The sequence below is a fragment of the Chryseobacterium amylolyticum genome (assembly GCF_051011775.1).
GTDB lineage: Bacteria > Bacteroidota > Bacteroidia > Flavobacteriales > Weeksellaceae > Chryseobacterium.
In genome coordinates this window covers 116900-139312 of sequence record NZ_JBPCHX010000002.1, presented here as the reverse complement: position 1 = coordinate 139312, position 22413 = coordinate 116900, and the positions used below count along the sequence as shown (strand labels likewise).

Genomic DNA, 22413 nt, shown 5'->3' with positions numbered 1-22413 from the left:
TTATATTTATAGGTTGGAGATTATTTATAACTTCTAGTTTTAACCTCGATGTTCTCGTAGATCAGTTCTTCTTTATGCAACACTTCCGCGTTGATATCTGCTCCCTGATATTCCCAAGCTCCGACGTATTTGTAGTTTACGTCATCTCTTTCCGCTTCTCCGTCCGGAGTTGAATGGTCTTCACGGAAATGTCCACCACAAGATTCATTTCTGTGTAGTGCATCGATAGCCATTAATTGTCCAAGTTCCAGGAAGTCTGCTACTCTGAATGCTTTTTCAAGCTCAGTGTTCATCCCTTCTCCTTCACCAGGTACTTTTACGTTTTTCCAGAAATCGTTTCTTACTTCTTCGATTTCTTTGATTGCTTCTCTCAACCCTTCAGGAGTTCTTCCCATACCTACTTTGTTCCACATAATGTGCCCCAGTTTCTTATGGAAATAGTCTACTGAATGAGTTCCTTTATTATTTAAGAAGAAATCAATTTTCTCTTTAATTCCTTTTTCAGCTTCGTCAAACGCTCCTGAATTGGTAGGAATAGCTCCTGTTCTGATATCTGCAGAAAGGTAATCTGCAATCGTGTACGGAAGTACAAAATACCCGTCAGCAAGACCTTGCATCAATGCAGAAGCACCAAGTCTGTTTGCACCGTGATCTGAGAAGTTGGCCTCACCGATTACGAAACATCCAGGAATTGTAGACTGAAGGTTATAATCAACCCATACACCACCCATTGTATAGTGAACTGCAGGATAGATCTTCATTGGAGTTTTGTAAGGATCATCTGCTGTAATTTTTTCGTACATTACGAATAAGTTACCGTATTTCTCCTCTACCCACTTCTTACCAAGGTCATAGATCTGCTGATCTGTTGGGTTATGAATATGTTTTTCGATAGCGGCTTCTCTACCTTTCTTCATGATCTCTGTAGAGAAATCAAGGTAAACGCCTTCTTTGGTGTCATTATTTTCAATTCCGAATCCGGCATCACATCTTTCCTTAGCAGCTCTTGAAGCAACGTCTCTAGGTACAAGGTTACCGAATGCAGGATATCTTCTTTCCAAATAATAATCTCTGTCTTCTTCTTTAATATTTTCAGGTCTCAGTTTACCTTCTCTGATGGCCACAGAATCTTCAATCTTTTTAGGAACCCAGATTCTTCCTGAGTTTCTTAATGATTCAGACATCAAAGTCAGTTTAGACTGCTGTGTTCCGTGAACAGGAATACAAGTCGGGTGAATCTGTACATAGCAAGGATTTGCGAAGTAAGCTCCTTTCTTGTGAATTTTCCATGCTGCAGAAACGTTCGATCCCATTGCGTTGGTAGAAAGGAAATATACGTTTCCGTATCCTCCCGAAGCAATAACTACAGCGTGGGCAGAATGTCTTTCGATTTCACCTGTTACAAGGTTTCTTGCGATGATTCCTCTTGCTTTTCCGTCAACAATTACAAGATCCATCATTTCATGACGGTTGTACATTTTGATTCTACCTTTACCGATCTGACGGCTCATTGCAGAATAAGCACCTAATAATAACTGCTGTCCGGTTTGTCCTTTTGCATAGAAAGTTCTTTTTACCTGAACCCCACCAAATGAACGGTTATCTAACTGACCTCCGTAATCTCTACCGAAAGGAACCCCCTGGGAAACACACTGGTCAATAATATTTGCAGAAACTTCAGCTAATCTGTAAACGTTGGCCTCTCTTGCTCTATAGTCGCCACCTTTGATGGTATCATAGAATAATCTATAAGTAGAGTCACCGTCTCCCTGATAATTCTTAGCTGCGTTGATCCCTCCCTGAGCTGCAATAGAGTGAGCTCTTCTTGGAGAATCCTGATAGCAGAATGCTTTTACGTTATAGCCTTGCTCAGCTAATGTAGCTGCTGCAGAACCTCCTGCCAAACCTGTACCTACAACAATAATATCAATCTTATCTCTGTTGTTTGGTGCAACAAGGTTCATATGGTCTTTATGATTTTTCCATTTATCCTTTAAAGGACCCGCTGGAATTTTTGAATCTAATTTACTCATATTAGTATATTGATATTATTGAGTTACAAAGTGAAAAATTGCGATAAAAATAAACCCTGCAGGAATAAGGATTGAATACCATTTTCCGAAAGCTTTGATTACCGGTGTATATTTTGGATGTCTTGCTCCAATAGACTGGAATGAAGACTGGAATCCGTGAGCTAAGTGTAAGCCTAATAAAACAAAAGCAATTACATACAAAGCGACTCTCCAGATATCCGCAAACTTCTCATGAAGCTCCGGCCAGAAACGTTCTGCATCAGGAGTCAAAACTTCTACATACTTGTAGTTGATCTCGTGTAACCAGAAATCGTAAAAGTGAAGCACTAAAAAAGCTAAAACAACAGCTCCTGAAATAATCATATTTCTGGACATCCATGAAGAGTTCACAGAAGGATTGTTAGATGCGTACTTGATCGGACGCGCTTTATTATTCTTGATCTCCAATACAAACCCCATAATGAAATGGAAAATTACTGCAAAACCAAGAATAGGCTGCATTAAGAACTGCACAAAAGGATTATAGCCCATAAAATCTGATGCTGTATTGAATGCATCACGATTCAGAACTGATAACAAATTGGTCGTCAAATGCAGTATAAGAAAAATCAGCAAAAATAGAGCTGATAATGCCATAGCATATTTTCTACCTATCGTAGAACTCGTTAAACCTGCCATATAAGTTTAAATTTGAATTTCCACAAAATTAAGAAAGTTTAACAATATCAAAAAGTGAGAAATCTCACAATTAGACAGTTTGTAATCTTTCTAAATAAGAATTTATCCATTATAGATGCGGGAAAATTTCTAACTTAAGAACCATTATTTCAGATCATAAATTTTATCTCTGAAAACTGCTTTTTGGGCAGAAGATGACATGCTTTTTATTTCAAAACCGCCCACCCTTCTGGATGCACAATAAGGGTTGATAACATACCGTAGAATCTTCGCCTCATTTTTCATATCCGAAATCCAGAAAGACACTTTGTTCCCCGTTTTTATGGAGAGAATTTTATTTTTACCAAAGGTATGAACCAGTATTTCTTCTTTCCGGTTTTCAAAAGCCGTACTTCCTGTTCTTATCATCAGAAATACTAAAACAGCCATCATCAATGCCATTGAGTTTTTAAAATTGAATTTCAGCATCAAAGACCTTAGTAAAAAAACGGCTGCTGAAACTGACAGTACTTCCATCCCATTCATCGGAATATTTTCAAAGAACAATACATCTACCTCAGCAAACCAATGGATCGCCTTGAGTAAAATATGAATAACCCAATCATAGACCCGGTTTATCAATTCAAAATCAGCGCTGGCAGAAATGAGCGCGGTCATTAAGAATGAAAAAACAATGATGATTTCAGAAAAGGGAACAATAACAAAATTCGCAAAGATCGAGACCAATGAAAACTGATGAAAGTAATACAGTACCACAGGTAATGTTGCCAGCTGAGCTGACAGAGATATTGTAATGGTATTAAACAGTATTTTTTTAATATAATTATCCTGTTTGGGAAAATATTTTAAAAAGGGCTGATTCAGCCAATAAATCCCCAAAACGGCTAAAAAGCTAAGCTGAAATCCTATATCAAAAAGCTGTTGTGTATCTGCAATTAAAATAAAAAAGGCTGATAAAGCCAATGAATGAAGCAAATCCGGCTTCCGTTGAAGCAACATGAAGATAAAATAAACGCTCAGCATAATACACGAACGCAGAACCGAATTTCCAAATCCAATAAAAGCAGCAAACATCCAGATAAAAGCCAAACTGATAGTTACTGCATATTTTCTGAATCTTAATGGAGTAAAACGGATCAGCAAAAAGTAAAGCATTCCAAAGATCACAACGATATGGGTTCCGGAGATCGCCAAAAAGTGAACCAGCCCTGACTTATTGAAATCCCTGGCAGTATCTGCATCAATTTCTGTACGGTCTGCGAGAATAATGCCTTTTAAAAATTCTTTGCTTTTTCCTGACATTCCGGTTTCATCAATTCTATTGAGAACTGTAAACCTGTATTGCCGCAGCTTATCTGTAATTGTTAAATCATCCCGCCATGCAGATCCGATCTCTTTTGAAATATAAATCTGATAATAAATATGCTTTCTTCCGAGATACCGGGTGTAATCAAACTGAAAATCATATTGAGGAGCTTCAGGCTGCGTAATATAAGCCTCAGTCTTGTAATAATGAATAAAATTCAGCTCTTTATAATCTCTTGGAACATAAAAAATTGAATGTAAACTTTTGTTTCCAGTTTGTGCTGTTCCTTCATATTTTCTATATTTTTCAGTAGAGCTCAGTTTTTGAGAAATCTTAAAAATTATTATTTCTTTTTGCTTTACCTGCAAATGTTCACCTGATGAAAAGGAATTATAAAAATGAAGAATAATTCCTGCTCCAAAAAACAAAAGCATCAGTAAAACGGTTTTGGTTTTGTACAGAAAATAAGAATGGAAGCATATTAAGATCAGAAGAAGCAAACAAATTGCGGCAGTCCAATAAATAGTGCATTCTGCCAACATCATTTTATCCTGAAAAAAAATTCCAAGAATAAAACATACTGCGAGAATAAGAAGAGGCTGTTTTTGCAATTGATTAAGTTATCTCAGAAAAATAGACAATTACTTTTTAAATCATCTCCTCTTTAACAACTAAATACCAACTCAAAACATCATAAAAAAATTAATAGAGAACCTGATTTTTTGCTACTAAAAAGCAATTTGTATTAAAAAGCAAAAAGTCTGAAACAACGGTTCCAGACTTTTTATAAATTGTTCTTATGCTCTATTTTTTGAGAAGGTTTTCTATCAGCTTACTTTGTATTTCCATAAGCCTGGCAAGCTGTTCCTGATTTTTTAGAATACTCTCTAATAATTCTGGAGACTGCATATTGAAAACAGGATTGTATTGGTTAACAGCAGCAACAGCATGATCGCTAAATTCATTATTTGTCATGACATTATTAGCACTATCATTGAGTAAATCATTAATATCAACCTCTAGTTCTAGAAAGGCGGAAAAATATATTTTTGTACAAAATCACATTAATGTGATAAAATTTGTATATTTAAAATCTAAAAAACAGAAATCGTATGATGAAAAAAACAACTCATTGGTTGCTGCTGCTGGCAATCATCACATTTTCTCTTTCCTCCTGCATTCATGATGAAACCTCATCTGCTTCTGAGGCTTCTATCCTATCACAGGAATACACTTCAAAAAGTCTTTGGAAAGAAGACGAAAAATACATTAAAAATGTAAAGAAAATATTTGAAACCTATTCAGACCCCAATTATGTTAAGGCCAAACATGATGAAATCGCCTGGAATTATGCTACAACAGCAGGTGAAGAAAGTTTCCTTGAAGTTCCCGTTATAAAAGACGGAAAGGTGAATTTTATAGCTGTAGTAAAAAGAGAAGGTGATAGAGTCTTTTTTAAAATAGATCGTAATGAAAACTCCAAAAAGTTTTTTGATCTATTAGTTTTTAAAGACAGGAAAGATCTTTCCGGAACTATTAAAGAACACTCGGGAAATGCTCAAAGTAAGAACGACTGTATAACTATTGAAAAAACAGTTACCTGGACAGATACTGTAACCGGAGCCATACTGCAGGTTGATCATTTCGTAGAAACACGTTGCTCACCATCCGGTCCTTACTTGGAGTGTCTGGATATGTCACCCGATTCACAATGTGGTAGTGGAAACGGAGGTGACGGCGGAAGCGGCGGAGGTGGTGGTGGCAACGGTGGCTATCCATATACACCAGAGGAGCAGGCTCTTGCTGATTATTGTAAGTTATTACGGGAACAAAGACAAAATGTTAATTTCCAAAATAATCTCAATAATTTAGAAAATAATACTGGTCTAAAAAAAGAGACAGGGTATATTCAAAGAACAAATGGATCTTACACGTATCAAGATGCAGCAACACAAACAGAAAATAAAAACAGTCTATCTCTTCCAAACGCAACTTTACAGGCAAACAAAGATATAATGGGCTATCTTCATACGCACGTTAACGATCATACTTATACTGATGAAAACGGAGACGAAGTAATAAGAAAAGGTATAAGAATGTTTTCTCCTGCTGATGTGGCATATTTTATGGATATGCTAAAAAATGCTCAAGATGCAGGTAGACCTTTATCAGATGTATATGCCGTAATGGTTACAAGCACAGGGAACTATGAAATTCGATTTACAGGAAATCAGTATCAAATCAAAACATTTACAAAGGCTCAGGTTGAAAATTTACACGAAATATATAAAACCGACATGTTAAAGTCCACTGATTTGGAGCTAACTTTCTTAAGATTCATTAGTGAAAGAATGAATGTAAAAGCTGTAAATCTTTATAGGATGGATGCTTCTAATAATACAAATTATGAATTAAGACTAACACCTGAAAATAATAAAATGACTACCGGATGTGCCGGATTATAAAATAGAAATTATGAAAAATATTTTAAGTATTATATGCCTTGCTGCTTTTACAAGTTGCATAGGTCAAACTGTATCTCTTGAGACAATGGCACAATGCATTCCCTCTCAAACATGCCCAAATGCCTCTTATGTAAAAGATATTAATAATTCACTAAACAAATATGTTGGTACCTGGAAAGGGAATAGAGATGGCAAAAATTATGAATTTAATTTTATCAAAAAAGAAAATGTGGGAGAAAATCAAAAATGGGACATGCTTATTGGAAGGGTAAAAATAACAAATGCTAATGGTATCGTAGAATATGATAATTTTAATACTCCTGATACTGAAATCAAATTTACTGGTTTTAATTTTCAGAAAGATTTAAAAGCTTATTTAATGAACTTCTCCGGTAATAAATCGGGATGCATTGATTATGGATTCCTATATCTTAGAATAAAATCTGAGCCAAACAAAATGACCGTTCTGTTTCTACCTGATTATGATATAGTAACCCAAGATTGTTCTAATTTTACTACAACTATGCCAGCTGAAAAAGTTATAAGTTTAACAAGGCAATAGATAAAAAACCGCTTTTCAGCGTTTTTTTTGAATTGATATTTTTAATTAATAGCAGTAAGATGAAAATATTTTAAGTATTATATGCCTTGCCGCTTTTACAGGTTGTATAGGTCAAACTGCCTCTCTTGAAACAATGGCACAATGCATTCCCTCTCAAACATGTCCCAATGCCACTTATGTGAAAGATATTAATAATTCACTAAACAAATATATTGGCACTTGGAAAGACAATAGAGATGGTAAAAATTACGAATTTAATTTTATCAAAAAAGAAAATGTGGGAGAAAATCAAAAATGGGACATGCTTATTGGAAGGGTAAAAATAACAAATGCTAATGGTGTCGTAGAATATGATAATTTAATACTCCTGATACTAAAATCAAATTTACTGGATTTAATTTTCAGAAAGATTTAAAAGTATATTTAATGTATTTTCTTGGCGGTAAGGTAAGATGTATTGATTATGGATATTTTTACATGTGGATAAAACCAGACCCCCCCAATCAATTGGGAGTTAATTTTCATCCAGACAATGATATTGTAACTCAGGACTGTAGTAACTTTAAAACCACTCTTCCAGATAATAAGATTATACATTTAACAAGACAATAAAAAATAAACCGCTTTTCAGCGGTTTATTTTTTCAGAAATTTATCCGTCAAACGCTTTGTTTCTTTAATATAAAATAAAGGATCTTTCCCATAATCTTCATATTTGAAATCCCCTGCCTTTTTAGGAACAGCTGGCTCTATCTGTGTTCCTTCATGCCATTCGTTGAATGATGTGATTCCAATGAAATCCGGATTAACTTTGATGGCAGCATCAAACATATTTTCATAATACTTTCCATTGTTTCGGCTTTTGAAGTTGGCTTCATTCCACGGACGTATTCTTGTATCCGAATAACCCGGCCCGACACAAGGGATAAAAATCAGGTGATGCTCTTTGGCAAAACCGGCCATAAAATTCCAGTTGGCAACAGTACTTCCATACACAAAGCCTTCGCTGGCAAAATAGGTATAGAAACCGTCAAATCCTGACGAATCAAAAAATTCAGCATCATCCTTTTCAACCCAAAGCCCGATATAAACAGCATCTAAATCTGTATTCCTGACTGTTTTCTCCCCATTTTCGGATAGTATTTTTTTCCATTCTTCTTTGGGAATTTTATAGCTGTCATACACATAAAAAAGGGGCTTCCCTTCTTTTTTATAGAAAGCATGGTGGTGAGAATAGGTTTTTATGAGATAAGAAAGCTGCTCCTTTAATTCTGATGTATTTTTATAGAAAGGCTCTATGTGGAATGCTATTTTTAAATGAAACCGGTCTGCAATATCCAGATATTTGATAAGACTCTTATCTGTGAACGAATCTTTCCCCAGCCAGCTTACTACAACGACTCCCACCCCGGCATCCTTGATCATTTTCATATGCTTCTCAATGATCTTTGGGTCATTGGAACTATAATTTCCCAGTGCCGGGTAAAAATTAGCTCCAATATCATCTCCTCCTTTGTGATGCCCCAGGTTGTTCCATTTCGGATTATTCCAATGAGGAAGGATCTCATGATTCCAGTGATGATAGCTTCCGTCTGTTGCAGGATTTCCGTACCAGCCGTAATAAAATATCTGGACTTTATCTCTTTCGTTATTCTGCTGTGCAAAACTGTTTGAAAAAAATAATGTAATGGTCAGTAATAACAGGAAACGGTTAAAATAATTCATAGTTAAAAAGTAATTAAATTCTCAAAGACCCTGGTAAAAATTATACTTTCAATATTACCTCAGCAGCATGTTCACTGGCTCCTTTTCCACCAAGTTTTTCTCTCAGAAGATGGTAGTCATTCAGAACCTGCTCTCTTTTTTCTCCTGCCAGAATTTTATTGAGTTCTGCTACCAGATTTTTAGTATTCAGATCATTTTGAATCAGTTCTTTCACAACTTCTCGATCCATAATCAGGTTAACCAGAGAAATGTAATTGATATTTTTCACCAGTCTTTTTGCAATGGCATAAGAAATTTTGCTTCCGCGATAGCACACCACTTCAGGAATGTTCAGCAAAGCAGTTTCCAGGGTAGCCGTTCCGGAAGTTACGAGAGCTGCTTTTGAACATCTTAGCAAATCATAGGTTTTATTGGAAACAAAGTGAACATTATCATCCACATATTTCTGATAAAATTCTTTCGGAAGGCTCGGCGCTCCGGCAATTACAAACTGATAGTTCTGAAATTGCGGTCTTACAGAAAGCATCATTTCAAGCATCTTTTCCACTTCCTGTTCTCTGGAACCCGGTAAAAGAGCAATGATTTCTTTTTCATTGAGTCCGTTTTCCGATTTGAATTTTTCAACACTGATTTCCTGCAAATCTGAAATAGCATCCAGCAAAGGATGGCCTACAAAATGAGAGTGAACACCATGCTTTCTGTAAAAATCCTCTTCAAAAGGAAGAATCACCATCATTTCATCCACATATTTTTTGATAATCTCTACACGTCCTTCTTTCCACGCCCAAAGCTGTGGGGAAATATAATAAACGACCTTGATTCCAAGCTCTTTGGCAAATCTGGCAATTCTCAGGTTAAAACCCGGATAATCTACCAGAATCAAAACATCAGGTCTGTTCTTCTGAATATCCTCTTTACAGAATTTAATATTATTCAGAATGGTGCGGAGGTTCATTACAACTTCCAGGAATCCCATAAAAGCAAGGTCACGATAATGTTTTACCAGTGTTCCCCCCTGAGCTTTCATCAGATCACCTCCCCAAAATCTGAATTCCGCATTGGGATCTTTATGTTTCAAGGCTTTCATCAGGTTGCTTCCATGCAAGTCACCGGAAGCTTCTCCTGCAATAATATAATACTTCATTTCTATAGTAAGGATAGAGAACAAATTAAGACAGATATGATCTTAATTCGTAAATTTGTTCAAAGATAATGATAAAAAATGTCAGAAGAATTTGAAATCAGGAATAAAGTTGCAGAAAGCGGCCTTATCAATTTTGACCTTACCACTTTACTGCCAAAAGGGGAAAGAAAGGGTATTGACCTTAAAGATTTTCTTTTCCAGGAGATGATCCTCAAAGAAAAAGATTTCCGTGAAAAGGTAGACGCAATCGATACTGAACAATATAAAGATGCTTATATATACATCTACAATTCTGTAGATACTATTATTCCTCTTTGGGCTTATTTTGTGTTAACGGCAAAACTTACGGATGTAGCCAAGAAAATAGTATTTGGAAGCCGCGAAGATCTGGAGGTTATTTTAATGCATAATGCCATCCAGACTTATGATTTTGAGGAAATGAGAGGAAAAAGAGTGCTTGTAAAAGGCTGCTCTGATAAAGAAATCCCTGAAAATGCTTATATTGAATTGGTAGAACAGTTAAAACCAATAGTAAAATCCCTGATGTTCGGAGAAGCTTGCTCTAATGTTCCTATTGTAAAGAACTAATATGAACAAATCTTTATCAGCCGTATTTTTATTTATTATTTTTCTTGGTATCTATTATTGCGGGAGTTTTTCAAAAATTCCTTTTGCAGACTGTGTGGGATTTGTGCTGAGTGCAGAAAAAGGCATATGGGAAACAACGGCTACCGCAACCAGTCACTTTTTATATATTAATACTGTTATTTTCATTAAAAATCTGGCAGGGATCAACGCTATTGAAGCAAGCAGGTTTTTAGTAGTTTCTTCAGGGGCCGCCACAGTTTCTGTCATTTATCTCACGGTGAAAAGTATTTCAAAAACAGAATGGGCTTCTATTACGGCTGCTTTTGTATTTGGTTTCAGTTTTACCTTTTGGAGAAATGCGGAAATCGTGGAAGTATATACTTATAATTCGTTTTGGGTAAGCCTTTTTTTCTTTTCGGTTATCAAAAGTTTTACAGAAAACAAAAGAATCTATATCCTGTTAAGCAGTGTATTTCTAGGGATAAGCTTATGGGTACATATTCAGAATATTCTCCTGATCCCAGCTTTACTGATCTTTCTATTTTATTTCAGAAATGAAAAAAAATATGCTGCAGCTTCACTATTGATTTTTGTTGTGCTATTCAGTTCTTTATTCATTCTGAATATCTCCCAGGGGCTTCCTTTCAAATCTCCTTATAGTTCTGACCAGGGAACATGGGTAGAAGATTCCCTGAAAAAAGATTTCATTCAATATGTAAAGGATTTTTTTCAATCTTTCGTATATCTTATTTATAATTTCAATCTGTTCACCTATTTTGGTATCGCTGGAATTTTTCTATTGTACAAGACCAACAGAAAAATGTTTTCTGTTTTTGCTGCGGGAGCCGTATGTGTGTATGGATTTTCAACGTTTTATGCGGTATCAGACAATTATGTTTTCTTTTTGCCTTTCAATATCATTTTTGCTTTGTCTATAGGTTATGGTCTCTCTTCTATCAAATATGCTCATCTAAGAAAATTTTCATGGGTTTGCCTGTTGATTCCTGTGGGATATTTTTTGCTGTATAAAGTCATATTCTTAACAGAGAAAGGAAAAGAGTTCCATTCATTTAAGGAGTATAAAGGCGGGCTCTCTTATTATATACTTCCATGGATGAATAACAATGTAGGTATTCTGGAATTCACCATTGATAAAAAGCAGGCTCCAGAACCTATTGAATGGATGACCGTTAGTGCAGTAGAATATATAAAGCTGTTAAAAAGCAAAGGATATACAGAAGATCAGATCAGAAAACTTTAACAATAATTATGAAAGGCGGTCATTTTATGAGGCATATTTTTTGATAACTTTGGTGTACTTAATACTTAATAAACACAAAAATGAGTTTAATTGACCTACTTACAGGGAATACAGGCAACCAGGTTGCTGAACAGGCTGAAAACAAATTCGGAATCAGCAAAAACCAGGTGATCGCCCTATTAGCTGTAGCGACCCCTCTTATCATTTCTTATCTCAGAAATAAATCTCAGGATGCAAAAGAAGCAGAAGCTTTAAATAATGCTTTAGATAAAGACCATAACGGAAGTATCTTAAATGACGCTTCACAAATTGAAGCAAGACAGGCTGAAGGCGGATCTATCCTTGATCATATCTTTGGCGGACAAAAAAGTACTGTTGAAAACCAGCTGTCACAAAACACAGGGATTTCAATAGACAAAATAGGACCTATCCTTGCCATGCTTGCACCTGTTGTAATGGGTTACATCGGTCAGCAAAAGCAACAAAATAATGTAGGAGCAGGCGGCCTGGGAGATTTGTTGGGAGGAATCCTTGGAAATGCTTCAAACCAGGCTCAGACTCAGCAGTCTAATCCTTTAAATGACATACTTGGAAGCGTTTTAGGCGGCGGGCAATCCCAGTCATCAGGAAATCCACTGAACGATATACTGGGAAGTGTATTGGGCGGCGGTGGAAACCAACAACAAGGAGGTGGCGGCTTAGGCAGCATCCTTGGCAATATTCTTGGAGGTAAATAATTAATTTAATTTTCATAAAAAAGACCGGAGATAATAATCTTCGGTCTTTTTATTTTTAATTACTTTTTAGATTTTTCTTCAGAAGCTACAAAAGATTTTGAGGCTTTTTTAGGTCTTCTTTTACCATAACTTCCGGAATTAATCTTTCCTCTTCTTGATTTTTTGTCACCTTTTCCCATAGTATGATGTATTTGTTGTTCTACGAATTTAGAAAATACAGCGCTAAAATCCAATTAATGAAGCTGTTAAAATTTTATAAATTAAGAAGGGAAGCTGGGAGAGGGAGGCTGGAAGTTATTATCAGGTTACCAGTTTCGTTTCTTAATCTGCAGATCACTTATTTTTTTTCATTTTGCCAACAAAAGGCTATTTAAATATTTCAGGCTGCCAGGACTTCCTTTTTCCAGCCTTCCTCTTCTTGATTTTTTGTCTTACGAATTAAAAAATACAGCGCTAAAATCCAATTAATGAAGCTGTTAAAATTTTATAAATTAAGAAGGGAAGCTGGGAGAGGGAGGCTGGAAGTTATTATCAGGTTACCAGTTTCGTTTCTTAATCTGCAGATCACTTATCTTTTTTTTCCATTTTGCCAACAAAAGGCTATTTAATATTTCAGGCTGCCATGACTTCTTTTGTCCAGCTTCCGGCACCCACCCTCTTAAACTTTTATCGTTTTCCATTTTCCTTTTTTAAATAAAATAAAAGCGACAATGGTAATTAAGGTTTCTGCAGCGGGAATTGAAATAAAGACTCCTTTGGGACCCAGTTCAAAATATTTCGATAAAAAATAGGCCAGAGGAATCTGAAACAGCCAGAACCCAAAAAGATTAACCCAGGTTGGTGTCCACGTGTCACCTGCACCATTGAATGCATTGATCATCACCATTCCGATTCCATAAAAAATAAATCCGGTACTCATAATCTGAAGGGCATTTTTGGCAAAGTCTTTAATAGCAGTTTCCTGAGTGAAAAAGCCCACTAAAAAATTTCCCATAAAAATAAATATCAGGCTTACCACCAGCATAAAGATGACATTATATTTCACCGTTTTCATTACGGACTGTTCGGCTCTCAGCATTTCATTAGCTCCCATATTTTGTCCTACCAAAGTGGAGGCTGCATTACTCAATCCCCAGGCCGGAAGCATAAAGAACATCATCAGTCTCAAAGCAGTCTGATAACCGGCTGAAGCATTTTCGCCCCCGGTTGTTGCGACCAATTCTGCAAGGAAAATCCAGCTGCATGAAGCAATGACAAACTGAAAAATTCCCGGTGTTGCAATTTTGATGATGGATTGGATCAATTCATAATTGGGTTTAAAATAAGAAAGTTTAATTCTTATCTGAGTATCCGCCACCAACAGATGGTATAATTGGTAAACAACTCCTATGCTGCGCCCTATTGTAGTTGCCAGAGCAGCGCCAGTCAATCCCAAAGCAGGCACAGGTCCCAGACCTTTTATCAGAACCGGACAAAGAATAATATTGGCAATATTGGCAATCCATAAACTTTTCATCGCAATCATCGCATTTCCTGCTCCTCTGAAAATCCCATTGATTAAAAACAAAAGCATGATAATCGTACTGCTTCCCATCATAATCCTGGTAAAATTCTTTCCATAATATGCAGCCTCTGGTTTAGCCCCCATCAGAATCAGAATTTCTTCCGCATAGATCACTCCCAGTAAACTTAAAATAAACGTAATAGCAAAGGAAACAAGCAATACCTGCGCAGCACTTCTGGAAGCCTGCTCCGGATTTTTCTCCCCGATCCGTCTTGCCACCAGAGCCGTTGCTGCCATACTCATGCCTATCGCAATAGAATACATTACTGAAAGTACGGATTCGGTAAGCCCAACTGTCTGAATAGCGAAACCACTTTCTTTCAGATGACCGACAAAATAAAGGTCTACAAGCGCAAATACGGACTCCATAGCCATTTCCAGCATCATAGGGATGGCTAAAAGCAATACAGCACTTCTGATATTCACTCTGGTAAAATCTGTCTCTTCCCCGCTAAACGCTTTTTTCAAAAACTCAATATATTTTGTCATTTCACAATTAATAATTTAGATAATCCCAAAAATACAAATCCAATTATTAGAAAAACTTAGCAATTGGTAATAAAATTTAATTTAGATTTGTATATTCTTAAAAATTATTCTTATGAAAAAAATAATCTCTACTATCTTTCTATTTGGAATGTTACTGTCCGGAAGCATGTTATCGGCCCAGAGAATGACTCAGGAAAAGATGAAAGCCATTTATTCTGATGATATAGCAACATTTAAAAAACAGTTTGCCCCGGGAGATTACAACAAATGTTTCCTTGTTGGAGATATACTTTATTCACCTCTTGGTTTCAGTGTGATGGCTGACAGAAAGAATATTCTGAACTTCCTTTTGGACAATAAAGCCAATGTTAACAAAAAATGTCAGAACAAAACACCTCTTGAAGTTGCTGATGATACAAAAGGCAGTGAAGAAATAAAGAAAATTCTGATAGCGAAAGGCGGCAATAGAGATTAAAAATCTAAAAACAATATATGAAACTTCCGAAAGGAAGTTTTTTTTATTTATAAAACCTGCAAAAATCTTATCTTTGCCAACGAAAAATTCAAGGTCCGGAATTGGGCCTTAAACATTGAACTTTAAACAAATAATTATGTTTCGATCACACACCAACGGAGAGCTATCTCTGAAAAATCTGAATGAAGAAGTTACACTATCAGGATGGGTACAGACTATCCGTGATAAAGGATTTATGATTTGGGTAGATCTTCGAGATCGTTACGGAATTACCCAGCTGGTTTTTGACCAGGAGCGTTCTTCAGCACAGTTGATGGAAGAGGCTAAAAAACTGGGCCGTGAATTTGTGATTCAGGCTTCCGGAAAAGTTATTGAAAGAGTCAGCAAAAACCCTAATATTCCGACAGGAGAAATTGAAATTCTTGTGGAAAAACTGACGATTCTGAATGATTCTCAGCTGCCACCTTTCACCATTGAGGATGAAACCGACGGCGGTGAGGAATTAAGAATGAAATACCGTTACCTGGATATCAGAAGAAATCCGGTAAAAGATAAACTGATCTTCCGTCACAAAATGGCGCAGAAAGTAAGAAATTATTTGTCTGATGAAGGTTTCATTGAAGTGGAAACTCCTGTACTGATCAAATCTACTCCGGAAGGAGCAAGAGACTTCGTCGTGCCGAGCAGAATGAATCCGGGACAATTTTATGCATTACCACAGTCTCCACAGACTTTCAAACAGCTTTTGATGGTAGGTGGAATGGATAAATATTTTCAGATTGTAAAATGTTTCCGTGATGAGGATTTAAGAGCTGACAGACAGCCGGAGTTTACACAGATCGACTGTGAAATGGCTTTTGTAGAGCAGGAAGATGTTATGAACGTATTTGAAGGAATGACTAAAACTCTTTTAAAAGATATTACAGGTCAGGAATTCGGAGACTTCCCAAGAATGACTTTCGCAGATGCGATGAGAAAATACGGAAATGACAAACCGGATATCCGTTTCGGAATGGAGTTCGTAGAACTGAATGAACTGGTAAAAGGAAAAGAATTTAAAATATTTGATGATGCTGAACTGGTTGTCGGAATCAATGTAGAAGGTTGTGCAGAATATACAAGAAAACAGATCGATGAACTTGTTGATTGGGTAAAACGTCCTCAGATCGGTGCCTCAGGAATGGTTTGGGTAAAATTCCAGAATGATGGTGTAAAGACCTCATCAGTAAACAAATTCTACAGTGAAGAGGATTTAGCGAAAATTATCGAAAAATTCGGTGCAAAAGAAGGAGACCTCATGTTGATTCTTTCCGGAAACGAAAACAAAGTAAGAGCTCAGCTTTCTGCGTTGAGAATGGAACTTGGAAACCGTTTAGGATTAAGAAAAGGAAACGAGTTTGCACCACTTTGGGTTGTTGACTTCCCTCTGTTGGAATGGGACGAAGACACTGAAAGATACCATGCAATGCACCACCCTTTTACCTCTCCAAAACCGGAAGATATCCATTTATTGGAAACTGATCCTGGAAAAGCAAGAGCCAACGCTTATGATATGGTTCTTAACGGAAATGAAATCGGAGGAGGATCTATCAGAATTTTTGACAGAGATCTTCAGTCTAAAATGTTTGATTTACTAGGATTTACCAGAGAAGAAGCAGAAGCTCAGTTTGGATTCCTTATGAATGCCTTTAAATATGGCGCACCGCCACACGGAGGTCTGGCATTCGGGTTTGACCGCCTGGTAGCGATCCTTGACGGAAACGAAGTCATCAGAGATTACATCGCTTTCCCTAAAAACAATTCGGGAAGAGATGTAATGATTGACGCTCCAGCTTCTATTGCTGATGCACAGCTCGACGAACTGGAATTACAATTGAACTTAAAAGCATAAATATAAAGCGGGGTTTTACCTCGCTTTTTTTTATATCCTCAATTAAAGGAATCTTCAATTTAATTTTACAAAAATATATGTTCATGAGGCAGCATGATGCCGGGTTCATGACTTTACCAATTTCAACACTCTTTAATAATTTATCAATAGAATAGACTTTATATCAGTATAAAGTACAATTTTTATTTGCAGACCAAATATTAGCGAAGTAACCTGATTTAAAATTTAATAGTAAAAAATAAAACACAATAAATTAATTAGCACATTAAATACATTTATTAATCAAAACACTAATAAAACAATCATTATATTATGTTATATACAAGCATAATGTTTTATTAATATATTTACAAACACAGCTTAATTATAATGAAGACTTAATCCAATTTAGGAATTGATTAAATTTAATAAGTTTTGCGTAGGTAATAATAGAGCTGTTAAAATGTACAAATATTTAATAATATGAAAAGCAAACTATTACTCTTATCAGGATACCTTATTCTGGCGCTGAATTCATGTAGGCCAGATATTGAAAATGCACAGGCAGATTCAATAGATCAAACAACAACGAAGCTGGACAATGCAAAGATTCACAAATTATTAATTAATGGAAAATACACCTATGTTAATGAAGTGAATGGTGAATATTTTTATGCAGATGATATTACTATTAGTGCTGAGCAGTTTGACAAATTAAAGATGCAGGCCAATTCCGGAATATCCACAGCTGAGAAAAGCACCTTTGTAAGTTCTTTTATTAAGACTTGGCCGAATGCAACAGTCTATTATACATTACCCAGCCAGGGAAATCTGAGTACTCAGAATTACAATAAATTCCTTACCAATATCAACAAAGCGTTTGATATGATCTCTTCCCAAACCAGTATGCAGTTTGTTGAACGTACCCATCAAGCAGAATATATCACCTTTACTTATACAAGAAGCAACAGCTCACCACTTGGATGGCAAAAAAACAGAGTAAACGGCATTAAAATTTATAATATCATGTCTCCCGGCATTATTGCCCACGAAATAATGCACTCAATGGGAATCCTGCATGAACAGTGCCGTCCGGACAGAGATCAGTATATTATTGTAGATGTTAACAAAGCCGTGGAAGGCAGCCGTCATAACTTCAACCTTTACAATGATTACGCAGGATATGGTGCATTTGATTTCGGATCAGTGATGGTATATGGGTCTACAGACTTTGCCATAGACCCAAACCAGCCTGTAATGACTAAACTTGACGGATCCACATTTACCAAGCAAAGGACAGGATTGTCTGCAGGGGATTATGCAGGAATAAATCATTTGTATGGACCTGTTAATGCCAGTGCTGCAATCAACGGAACTTATACCATGACAACAGCTTTAGCGAATGATAAAAATGTTGATATTACCGGAAGTTCCACTACAGACGGCACCAGCGTAATTCTGTATTCTGCTTCTACAGGAAATAACCAGAGATTTACTTTCAGCAAATCAGATCATGGGTATTATATCATCAAATCCATACTGGATCCTTTAAAAGTTCTGACTGTAAAAGGTAACGGAACAACAAGTGGAACAGCTGTTGAGCTAAGAACCCATGCTAATACAGATTCCCAGAAATGGCTATTATTCAATCTGGGAAACAATGGTTTTGGATTTGCCCCAAAGAATGCACCAGCCTTGAGATTAGAGGTAAAAGACGGCTTAACGACCAATCTTACTCCTATTGTAATCGGCACTACGGTTCAAACGGTTCAGCCTTCTACAAAGCAGCGTTTTATCCTTACAAAAGTTAATTAAACTATTTTAACAGATAAAGAGGCTGTTTCATCACAATTGATAATACAAGATTCTTCACTCCATTACATTTTGTTCAGAGTGGCAGCGTCAGCTTATTTGACTTTTGAGACAGCCTCTTCTGTTTATCAGATCAGTATATGCAAACTGGTCTAAATTATTTAATGGTCAACTTCAACATCTGTTCCCTTCCCGGTCCGGTAGAAAGATAAGCCACCGGAATTCCCAATTCCGCTTCCAGAAATGATAGAAATTCATTCATTTCTTGGGGCAGCTCTGAAGGACTTTTCATTGCAGAAAAATCAGCATTCCAGCCATTCATCCATTTGAATACCGGCTTTCCATTCTCCGGAAGTAACCCCGAAACGGATACTGCTTTTCCGTCTTCTAGTTCATAATGAGTACAAACTGCTACCGATTTCAATCCACTCAAAACATCGGCTTTTGTCAGAACCAATTGAGTGACCCCATTGATCATCACTGCATATTTTAAAGCAGGAAGATCCAGCCATCCTGTTCTTCTCGGACGTCCTGTATTGGAACCAAACTCATTCCCTTTCATTCTGAGATCATCTCCAAATTCATCTAAAAGTTCCGTAGGGAATGCACCATTTCCAACACGGGTACAATATGCTTTCGCAATTCCGTAAATTTCACCGATCTTTTTCGGTGAAACACCTAATCCGCTGCTCGCCCCTGATGCCGTCGTTGAAGAAGACGTTACATACGGATAAGTACCGTGATCAATATCCAGCATCGCTGCCTGAGATCCTTCTGCCAACACTTTTTTACCTTCAGATAGAGCTTTGTTAAGATAAATCTCAGTTTCTGTACAATTGAATTTTTTAAGGAATTCCACCGCTTCAAAAAACTCTTTACTGATTTCCTCTAAAGCAGGCAAAACAATCATTCCTCCCTCTTCCAGTATTCTGTAATCTCTGTCTAAGATATGCTGTGCCCTGCTTTGAAAATCTGATGAAAATATATCCCCTGCTCTCAGATTCTGCCTTAATATTTTGTTTGAATACGCCTGAGCAATTCCATTTCTTGTAGTTCCTACCGTGGTATACTCAGAGCTTTCCTCCATAAAAATATCCAGAAGCTTATGCGTTGGCATTACCAGGTGCGCTTTTTGAGAAATAATGATATTGTTTTCCGGCTGAATGGTTTTATCAAATACCTGAAGATTTAGTATTTCTTTTTTAAAGCTTACAGGATCCAGAACAGTGCCTGTCCCTATCACATTCTGTACTCCTTGCATAAAAATCCCGGAAGGAATCATTTTCAGCGTGATTCTTCGACCGTTTCTTTCTATGCTGTGTCCAGCATTAGATCCACCATTAAAACGTGCTGTAATGTCATAATTTTCACTGATAAGATCAATGAACTTGCCTTTACCTTCATCTCCCCATTGTAGTCCTAATACAATATCCATATTTGTACTTAATTTTTATGAAGCAAAGCTATGACAGTCAACAGGAAAGACCATTGTCATTTGACAAAAAGCGATTATGAGATATCAGAAGTAGTAAAACCCACAAACTCTATTATCTCCTGCTCTCAAACCTTATAAGATATTTCTCCTGATCCTGCTCAGCGATGAAGGAGTAACCCCAAGATAAGATGCCAGCATAGACTGCGGAACCCTGTTAGCAAGGCCGGGATAATGATTTAAAAAGTGAATATAGCGCGATTTTGCGTCCTGATTCAGCATGATGCTCGCCACTTTGAGTTTGTTTTCAGCAACAAAGGCATGGATTCTTGCAAACAAAACCGGCCATACAGCAATTTTATCTTCAAGAATTTTAAAGTGCTTAAAATCAATCACCAACAGGACAGCATCAGTAATCGCTTCAATATCTTCATGGGCGGGCAGCTGATCAGTAAAGCCCTGAAAATCCCCGATAAACCGCCCTTCATAAATGAAATACCTTGTGAAATCATCTCCTTGTCTGTTATAATATAAAGACCGGAAAACACCTTTATTCACAAAAGCAATTCTTTGGCTTACTTTCCCTGCTTCTACAAAAAGTTCCCCCTTCTTTACAGTAATTTCCTGAATTCCTTCAGCAATCAAAAGCTCATCCTGAGGATTCAGTGTTACGAATTTTTTGATATAAGTAAAAAGCTCTTCCATATCTATTATCAACCACGGATTGCGGAAATATAAAGGTATAAAAGTCACCGCTAAAAACAATTGTCATTTGGTAACAAAGTTCACAAAAGGTACCACATAAGCTTCTGGCGGCATATTAATTGCTTGATTTTTAAAAACGTAAGACAATGAAAGCAATTTGGAACGGCGCCATTGGCTTCGGTTTAGTAAACATTCCTGTTAAAATTTACTCAGCAACGGAAACCACAAAACTGGATCTCGATATGCTCGATAAATCTGATTTTTCCAATATCCGCTTCAAAAGAGTCAATGAAAATACAGGAAAAGAAGTGAAATGGGAAAACATCGTCAAAGGCTATCTCATGGACGACAAATACATCGTTCTTGATGAAGAAGATTACGAAGCAGCAAGCCCTGAAAAAACAAAAATACTTTCCATTGACCAGTTCGTTAAAGAAGAGGAAGTGGATAGTGTTTATTTTGAAACGCCTTATTACCTGGAACCCCAGAAAAATGGAGAAAGTGCCTACAGGCTTTTATTGAAGGCACTTGAAAAGACCGGCATGGTGGGCATAGGGACCTTTGTACTCCGTGAAAGCGAAGCGATCGGAATGATACGTCCTTACAACGATGAAATTCTGGTCCTGAACCGCTTAAGGTTTGACCAGGAAATAAGAGATTATGCCGATTTAAAAATTCCTGCTCAAAAGGCACCCAAACCTGCAGAGCTTAAAATGGCAGTAAGCCTGATTGAACAGCTTTCCCAGGAATTTGACCCCACAATGTATAAAGATACCTATTCTGATGAATTGATGAAAATCATCAAGCAGAAAGCCAAAGGCAAAAATATAAAAGCAAGAAAAGCACAGCCTGCAAAAGAAGGTAAGGTGATCGACCTCATGGCGCAGTTAAAAGCCAGCTTAAATACTTCTAAATCCAAATCCGCATCGTAATGGCTCTCAAAGATTATCATAAAAAACGAAAGTTCGATGAAACCAGCGAACCCAAAGGAAAAACAAAGAAAAGTAAGAATAAGCTGATTTTTGTAATCCAAAGGCATGCTGCAACCAGACTTCATTATGACTTCCGCCTTGAAATGGAAGGGGTATTGAAAAGCTGGGCTGTCCCGAAAGGGCCTTCTTTAGATCCTAAAGATAAACGCCTTGCCATGATGGTAGAAGATCATCCTTATGACTATAAAGATTTTGAAGGAAATATTCCGGAAGGAAATTATGGTGCCGGACAGGTAGAAATCTGGGACAGCGGAACGTACGAACCTCTGGAAGAAAACAGTAAACTTTCTGATGAAAAAGAGCTTCTGAAAGAATTGCATTCAGGATCTCTAAAATTCATTTTACACGGTAAAAAGCTGAAAGGCGAATTTGCCCTGGTTAAAATGAAAAATACGGAGGACAATTCATGGCTGCTCATTAAGCATAAAGATGAATTTGCGGAAAGTCCGTATGATGCTGAAGAAAATACATCACCAAAATCTTTGGTTTCCCAGTTTTTAGAGGAAAAAAAAAGCCTAAAAATAAAAGAAAAAAAGAAGTCATAACTACTGAAAAACCATTCAGAAGTTTTAATTC

General features: G+C 36.7%; 22 protein-coding genes. 11 read left to right on the top strand and 11 right to left on the bottom strand.

The window, feature by feature from the left end:
• Positions 1 to 20: 20 nt before the first annotated feature.
• The 4 genes from ACR1PO_RS05780 to ACR1PO_RS05765 form a co-directional block, all read right to left on the bottom strand.
• Positions 21 to 2033, bottom strand: a complete 2013-nt coding sequence (locus ACR1PO_RS05780) for a fumarate reductase/succinate dehydrogenase flavoprotein subunit (RefSeq protein WP_002976315.1) — start codon at positions 2031 to 2033, stop codon at positions 21 to 23.
• Between the two features lie 15 nt (positions 2034 to 2048).
• Positions 2049 to 2711: a succinate dehydrogenase cytochrome b subunit gene (locus ACR1PO_RS05775; RefSeq protein ID WP_002976313.1), complete on the bottom strand. Its 663-nt coding sequence runs from the start codon at positions 2709 to 2711 to the stop codon at positions 2049 to 2051.
• A 144-nt stretch (positions 2712 to 2855) separates the two neighbouring features.
• Positions 2856 to 4628, bottom strand: coding sequence for a ComEC/Rec2 family competence protein (locus ACR1PO_RS05770; RefSeq protein ID WP_433986150.1), 1773 nt, complete (start codon positions 4626 to 4628; stop codon positions 2856 to 2858).
• Between the two features lie 193 nt (positions 4629 to 4821).
• Complete coding sequence (locus tag ACR1PO_RS05765; protein ID WP_433986149.1) at positions 4822 to 4992, bottom strand: hypothetical protein; 171 nt, start codon at positions 4990 to 4992, stop codon at positions 4822 to 4824.
• Between the two features lie 137 nt (positions 4993 to 5129).
• Between ACR1PO_RS05765 and ACR1PO_RS05760 the strand changes: the two genes are divergently transcribed.
• From ACR1PO_RS05760 to ACR1PO_RS05750, 3 genes are all read left to right on the top strand, one after another.
• Complete coding sequence (locus tag ACR1PO_RS05760; RefSeq protein ID WP_433986148.1) at positions 5130 to 6482, top strand: hypothetical protein; 1353 nt, start codon at positions 5130 to 5132, stop codon at positions 6480 to 6482.
• 10 nt (positions 6483 to 6492) lie between these two features.
• Complete coding sequence (locus ACR1PO_RS05755) at positions 6493 to 7044, top strand: DUF6705 family protein (RefSeq protein WP_433986147.1); 552 nt, start codon at positions 6493 to 6495, stop codon at positions 7042 to 7044.
• Positions 7045 to 7111: 67 nt separating this feature from the next.
• Complete coding sequence (locus tag ACR1PO_RS05750) at positions 7112 to 7459, top strand: DUF6705 family protein (RefSeq protein WP_433986503.1); 348 nt, start codon at positions 7112 to 7114, stop codon at positions 7457 to 7459.
• 220 nt (positions 7460 to 7679) lie between these two features.
• On the opposite strand, the gene ACR1PO_RS05745 is transcribed toward ACR1PO_RS05750, so the two are convergent.
• A complete protein-coding gene (locus tag ACR1PO_RS05745) occupies positions 7680 to 8768 on the bottom strand; it encodes a glycoside hydrolase family 99 protein (protein ID WP_433986146.1) in 1089 nt (362 codons plus the stop codon).
• Between the two features lie 40 nt (positions 8769 to 8808).
• Complete coding sequence (gene lpxB / locus ACR1PO_RS05740; protein WP_433986145.1) at positions 8809 to 9912, bottom strand: lipid-A-disaccharide synthase; 1104 nt, start codon at positions 9910 to 9912, stop codon at positions 8809 to 8811.
• A 78-nt stretch (positions 9913 to 9990) separates the two neighbouring features.
• Between lpxB and ACR1PO_RS05735 the strand changes: the two genes are divergently transcribed.
• From ACR1PO_RS05735 to ACR1PO_RS05725, 3 genes are all read left to right on the top strand, one after another.
• Positions 9991 to 10500 carry a DUF2480 family protein gene (locus ACR1PO_RS05735; RefSeq protein ID WP_332385686.1) on the top strand — a complete coding sequence of 170 codons (510 nt, stop codon included), beginning with the start codon at positions 9991 to 9993 and terminating at the stop codon, positions 10498 to 10500.
• A 1-nt stretch (position 10501) separates the two neighbouring features.
• Complete coding sequence (locus tag ACR1PO_RS05730; RefSeq protein WP_433986144.1) at positions 10502 to 11761, top strand: protein O-mannosyl-transferase family; 1260 nt, start codon at positions 10502 to 10504, stop codon at positions 11759 to 11761.
• A gap of 80 nt (positions 11762 to 11841) precedes the next feature.
• Positions 11842 to 12498 (top strand): DUF937 domain-containing protein, encoded by a 657-nt coding sequence (locus ACR1PO_RS05725; protein ID WP_233333673.1) that lies wholly within the window; start codon positions 11842 to 11844, stop codon positions 12496 to 12498.
• 59 nt (positions 12499 to 12557) lie between these two features.
• Here the strand turns inward: ACR1PO_RS05725 and ACR1PO_RS05720 are convergent, their stop codons facing one another.
• The 3 genes from ACR1PO_RS05720 to ACR1PO_RS05710 all read right to left on the bottom strand — a co-directional run bounded on the left by ACR1PO_RS05720 (position 12558) and on the right by ACR1PO_RS05710 (position 14551).
• Positions 12558 to 12677: a 30S ribosomal protein THX gene (locus ACR1PO_RS05720; protein WP_002976304.1), complete on the bottom strand. Its 120-nt coding sequence runs from the start codon at positions 12675 to 12677 to the stop codon at positions 12558 to 12560.
• Positions 12678 to 13034: 357 nt separating this feature from the next.
• Positions 13035 to 13178 (bottom strand): hypothetical protein, encoded by a 144-nt coding sequence (locus ACR1PO_RS05715; RefSeq protein WP_433986143.1) that lies wholly within the window; start codon positions 13176 to 13178, stop codon positions 13035 to 13037.
• Positions 13157 to 14551, bottom strand: a complete 1395-nt coding sequence (locus ACR1PO_RS05710) for an MATE family efflux transporter (RefSeq protein ID WP_433986142.1) — start codon at positions 14549 to 14551, stop codon at positions 13157 to 13159. The genes ACR1PO_RS05715 and ACR1PO_RS05710 overlap by 22 nt, the downstream gene beginning before the upstream one ends.
• A 112-nt stretch (positions 14552 to 14663) precedes the next feature.
• On the opposite strand from ACR1PO_RS05710, the gene ACR1PO_RS05705 reads away from it, so the two are divergent.
• The 3 genes from ACR1PO_RS05705 to ACR1PO_RS05695 all read left to right on the top strand — a co-directional run bounded on the left by ACR1PO_RS05705 (position 14664) and on the right by ACR1PO_RS05695 (position 18711).
• Positions 14664 to 15026 carry an ankyrin repeat domain-containing protein gene (locus ACR1PO_RS05705; protein ID WP_332385683.1) on the top strand — a complete coding sequence of 121 codons (363 nt, stop codon included), beginning with the start codon at positions 14664 to 14666 and terminating at the stop codon, positions 15024 to 15026.
• Positions 15027 to 15162: 136 nt separating this feature from the next.
• Positions 15163 to 16917 (top strand): aspartate--tRNA ligase, encoded by a 1755-nt coding sequence (gene aspS / locus ACR1PO_RS05700; RefSeq protein WP_433986141.1) that lies wholly within the window; start codon positions 15163 to 15165, stop codon positions 16915 to 16917.
• A gap of 462 nt (positions 16918 to 17379) precedes the next feature.
• Positions 17380 to 18711 (top strand): M12 family metallopeptidase, encoded by a 1332-nt coding sequence (locus ACR1PO_RS05695; RefSeq protein WP_433986140.1) that lies wholly within the window; start codon positions 17380 to 17382, stop codon positions 18709 to 18711.
• Between the two features lie 154 nt (positions 18712 to 18865).
• Here the strand turns inward: ACR1PO_RS05695 and ACR1PO_RS05690 are convergent, their stop codons facing one another.
• Both ACR1PO_RS05690 and ACR1PO_RS05685 read right to left on the bottom strand, forming a co-directional pair.
• The gene (locus ACR1PO_RS05690) at positions 18866 to 20143 is read right to left on the bottom strand and encodes an adenylosuccinate synthase (RefSeq protein ID WP_433986139.1); all 1278 of its coding nucleotides are present in this window, start codon (positions 20141 to 20143) and stop codon (positions 18866 to 18868) included.
• A 132-nt stretch (positions 20144 to 20275) separates the two neighbouring features.
• Positions 20276 to 20845 (bottom strand): Crp/Fnr family transcriptional regulator, encoded by a 570-nt coding sequence (locus ACR1PO_RS05685; RefSeq protein WP_433986138.1) that lies wholly within the window; start codon positions 20843 to 20845, stop codon positions 20276 to 20278.
• Between the two features lie 146 nt (positions 20846 to 20991).
• Between ACR1PO_RS05685 and ku the strand changes: the two genes are divergently transcribed.
• Positions 20992 to 21777, top strand: a complete 786-nt coding sequence (gene ku, locus ACR1PO_RS05680) for a non-homologous end joining protein Ku (RefSeq protein ID WP_433986137.1) — start codon at positions 20992 to 20994, stop codon at positions 21775 to 21777.
• Entirely contained in the window at positions 21777 to 22382 is a 606-nt protein-coding gene (locus tag ACR1PO_RS05675; RefSeq protein WP_433986136.1) for a DNA polymerase ligase N-terminal domain-containing protein, read from the top strand. The genes ku and ACR1PO_RS05675 overlap by 1 nt, the downstream gene beginning before the upstream one ends.
• Positions 22383 to 22413 lie beyond the last annotated feature (31 nt).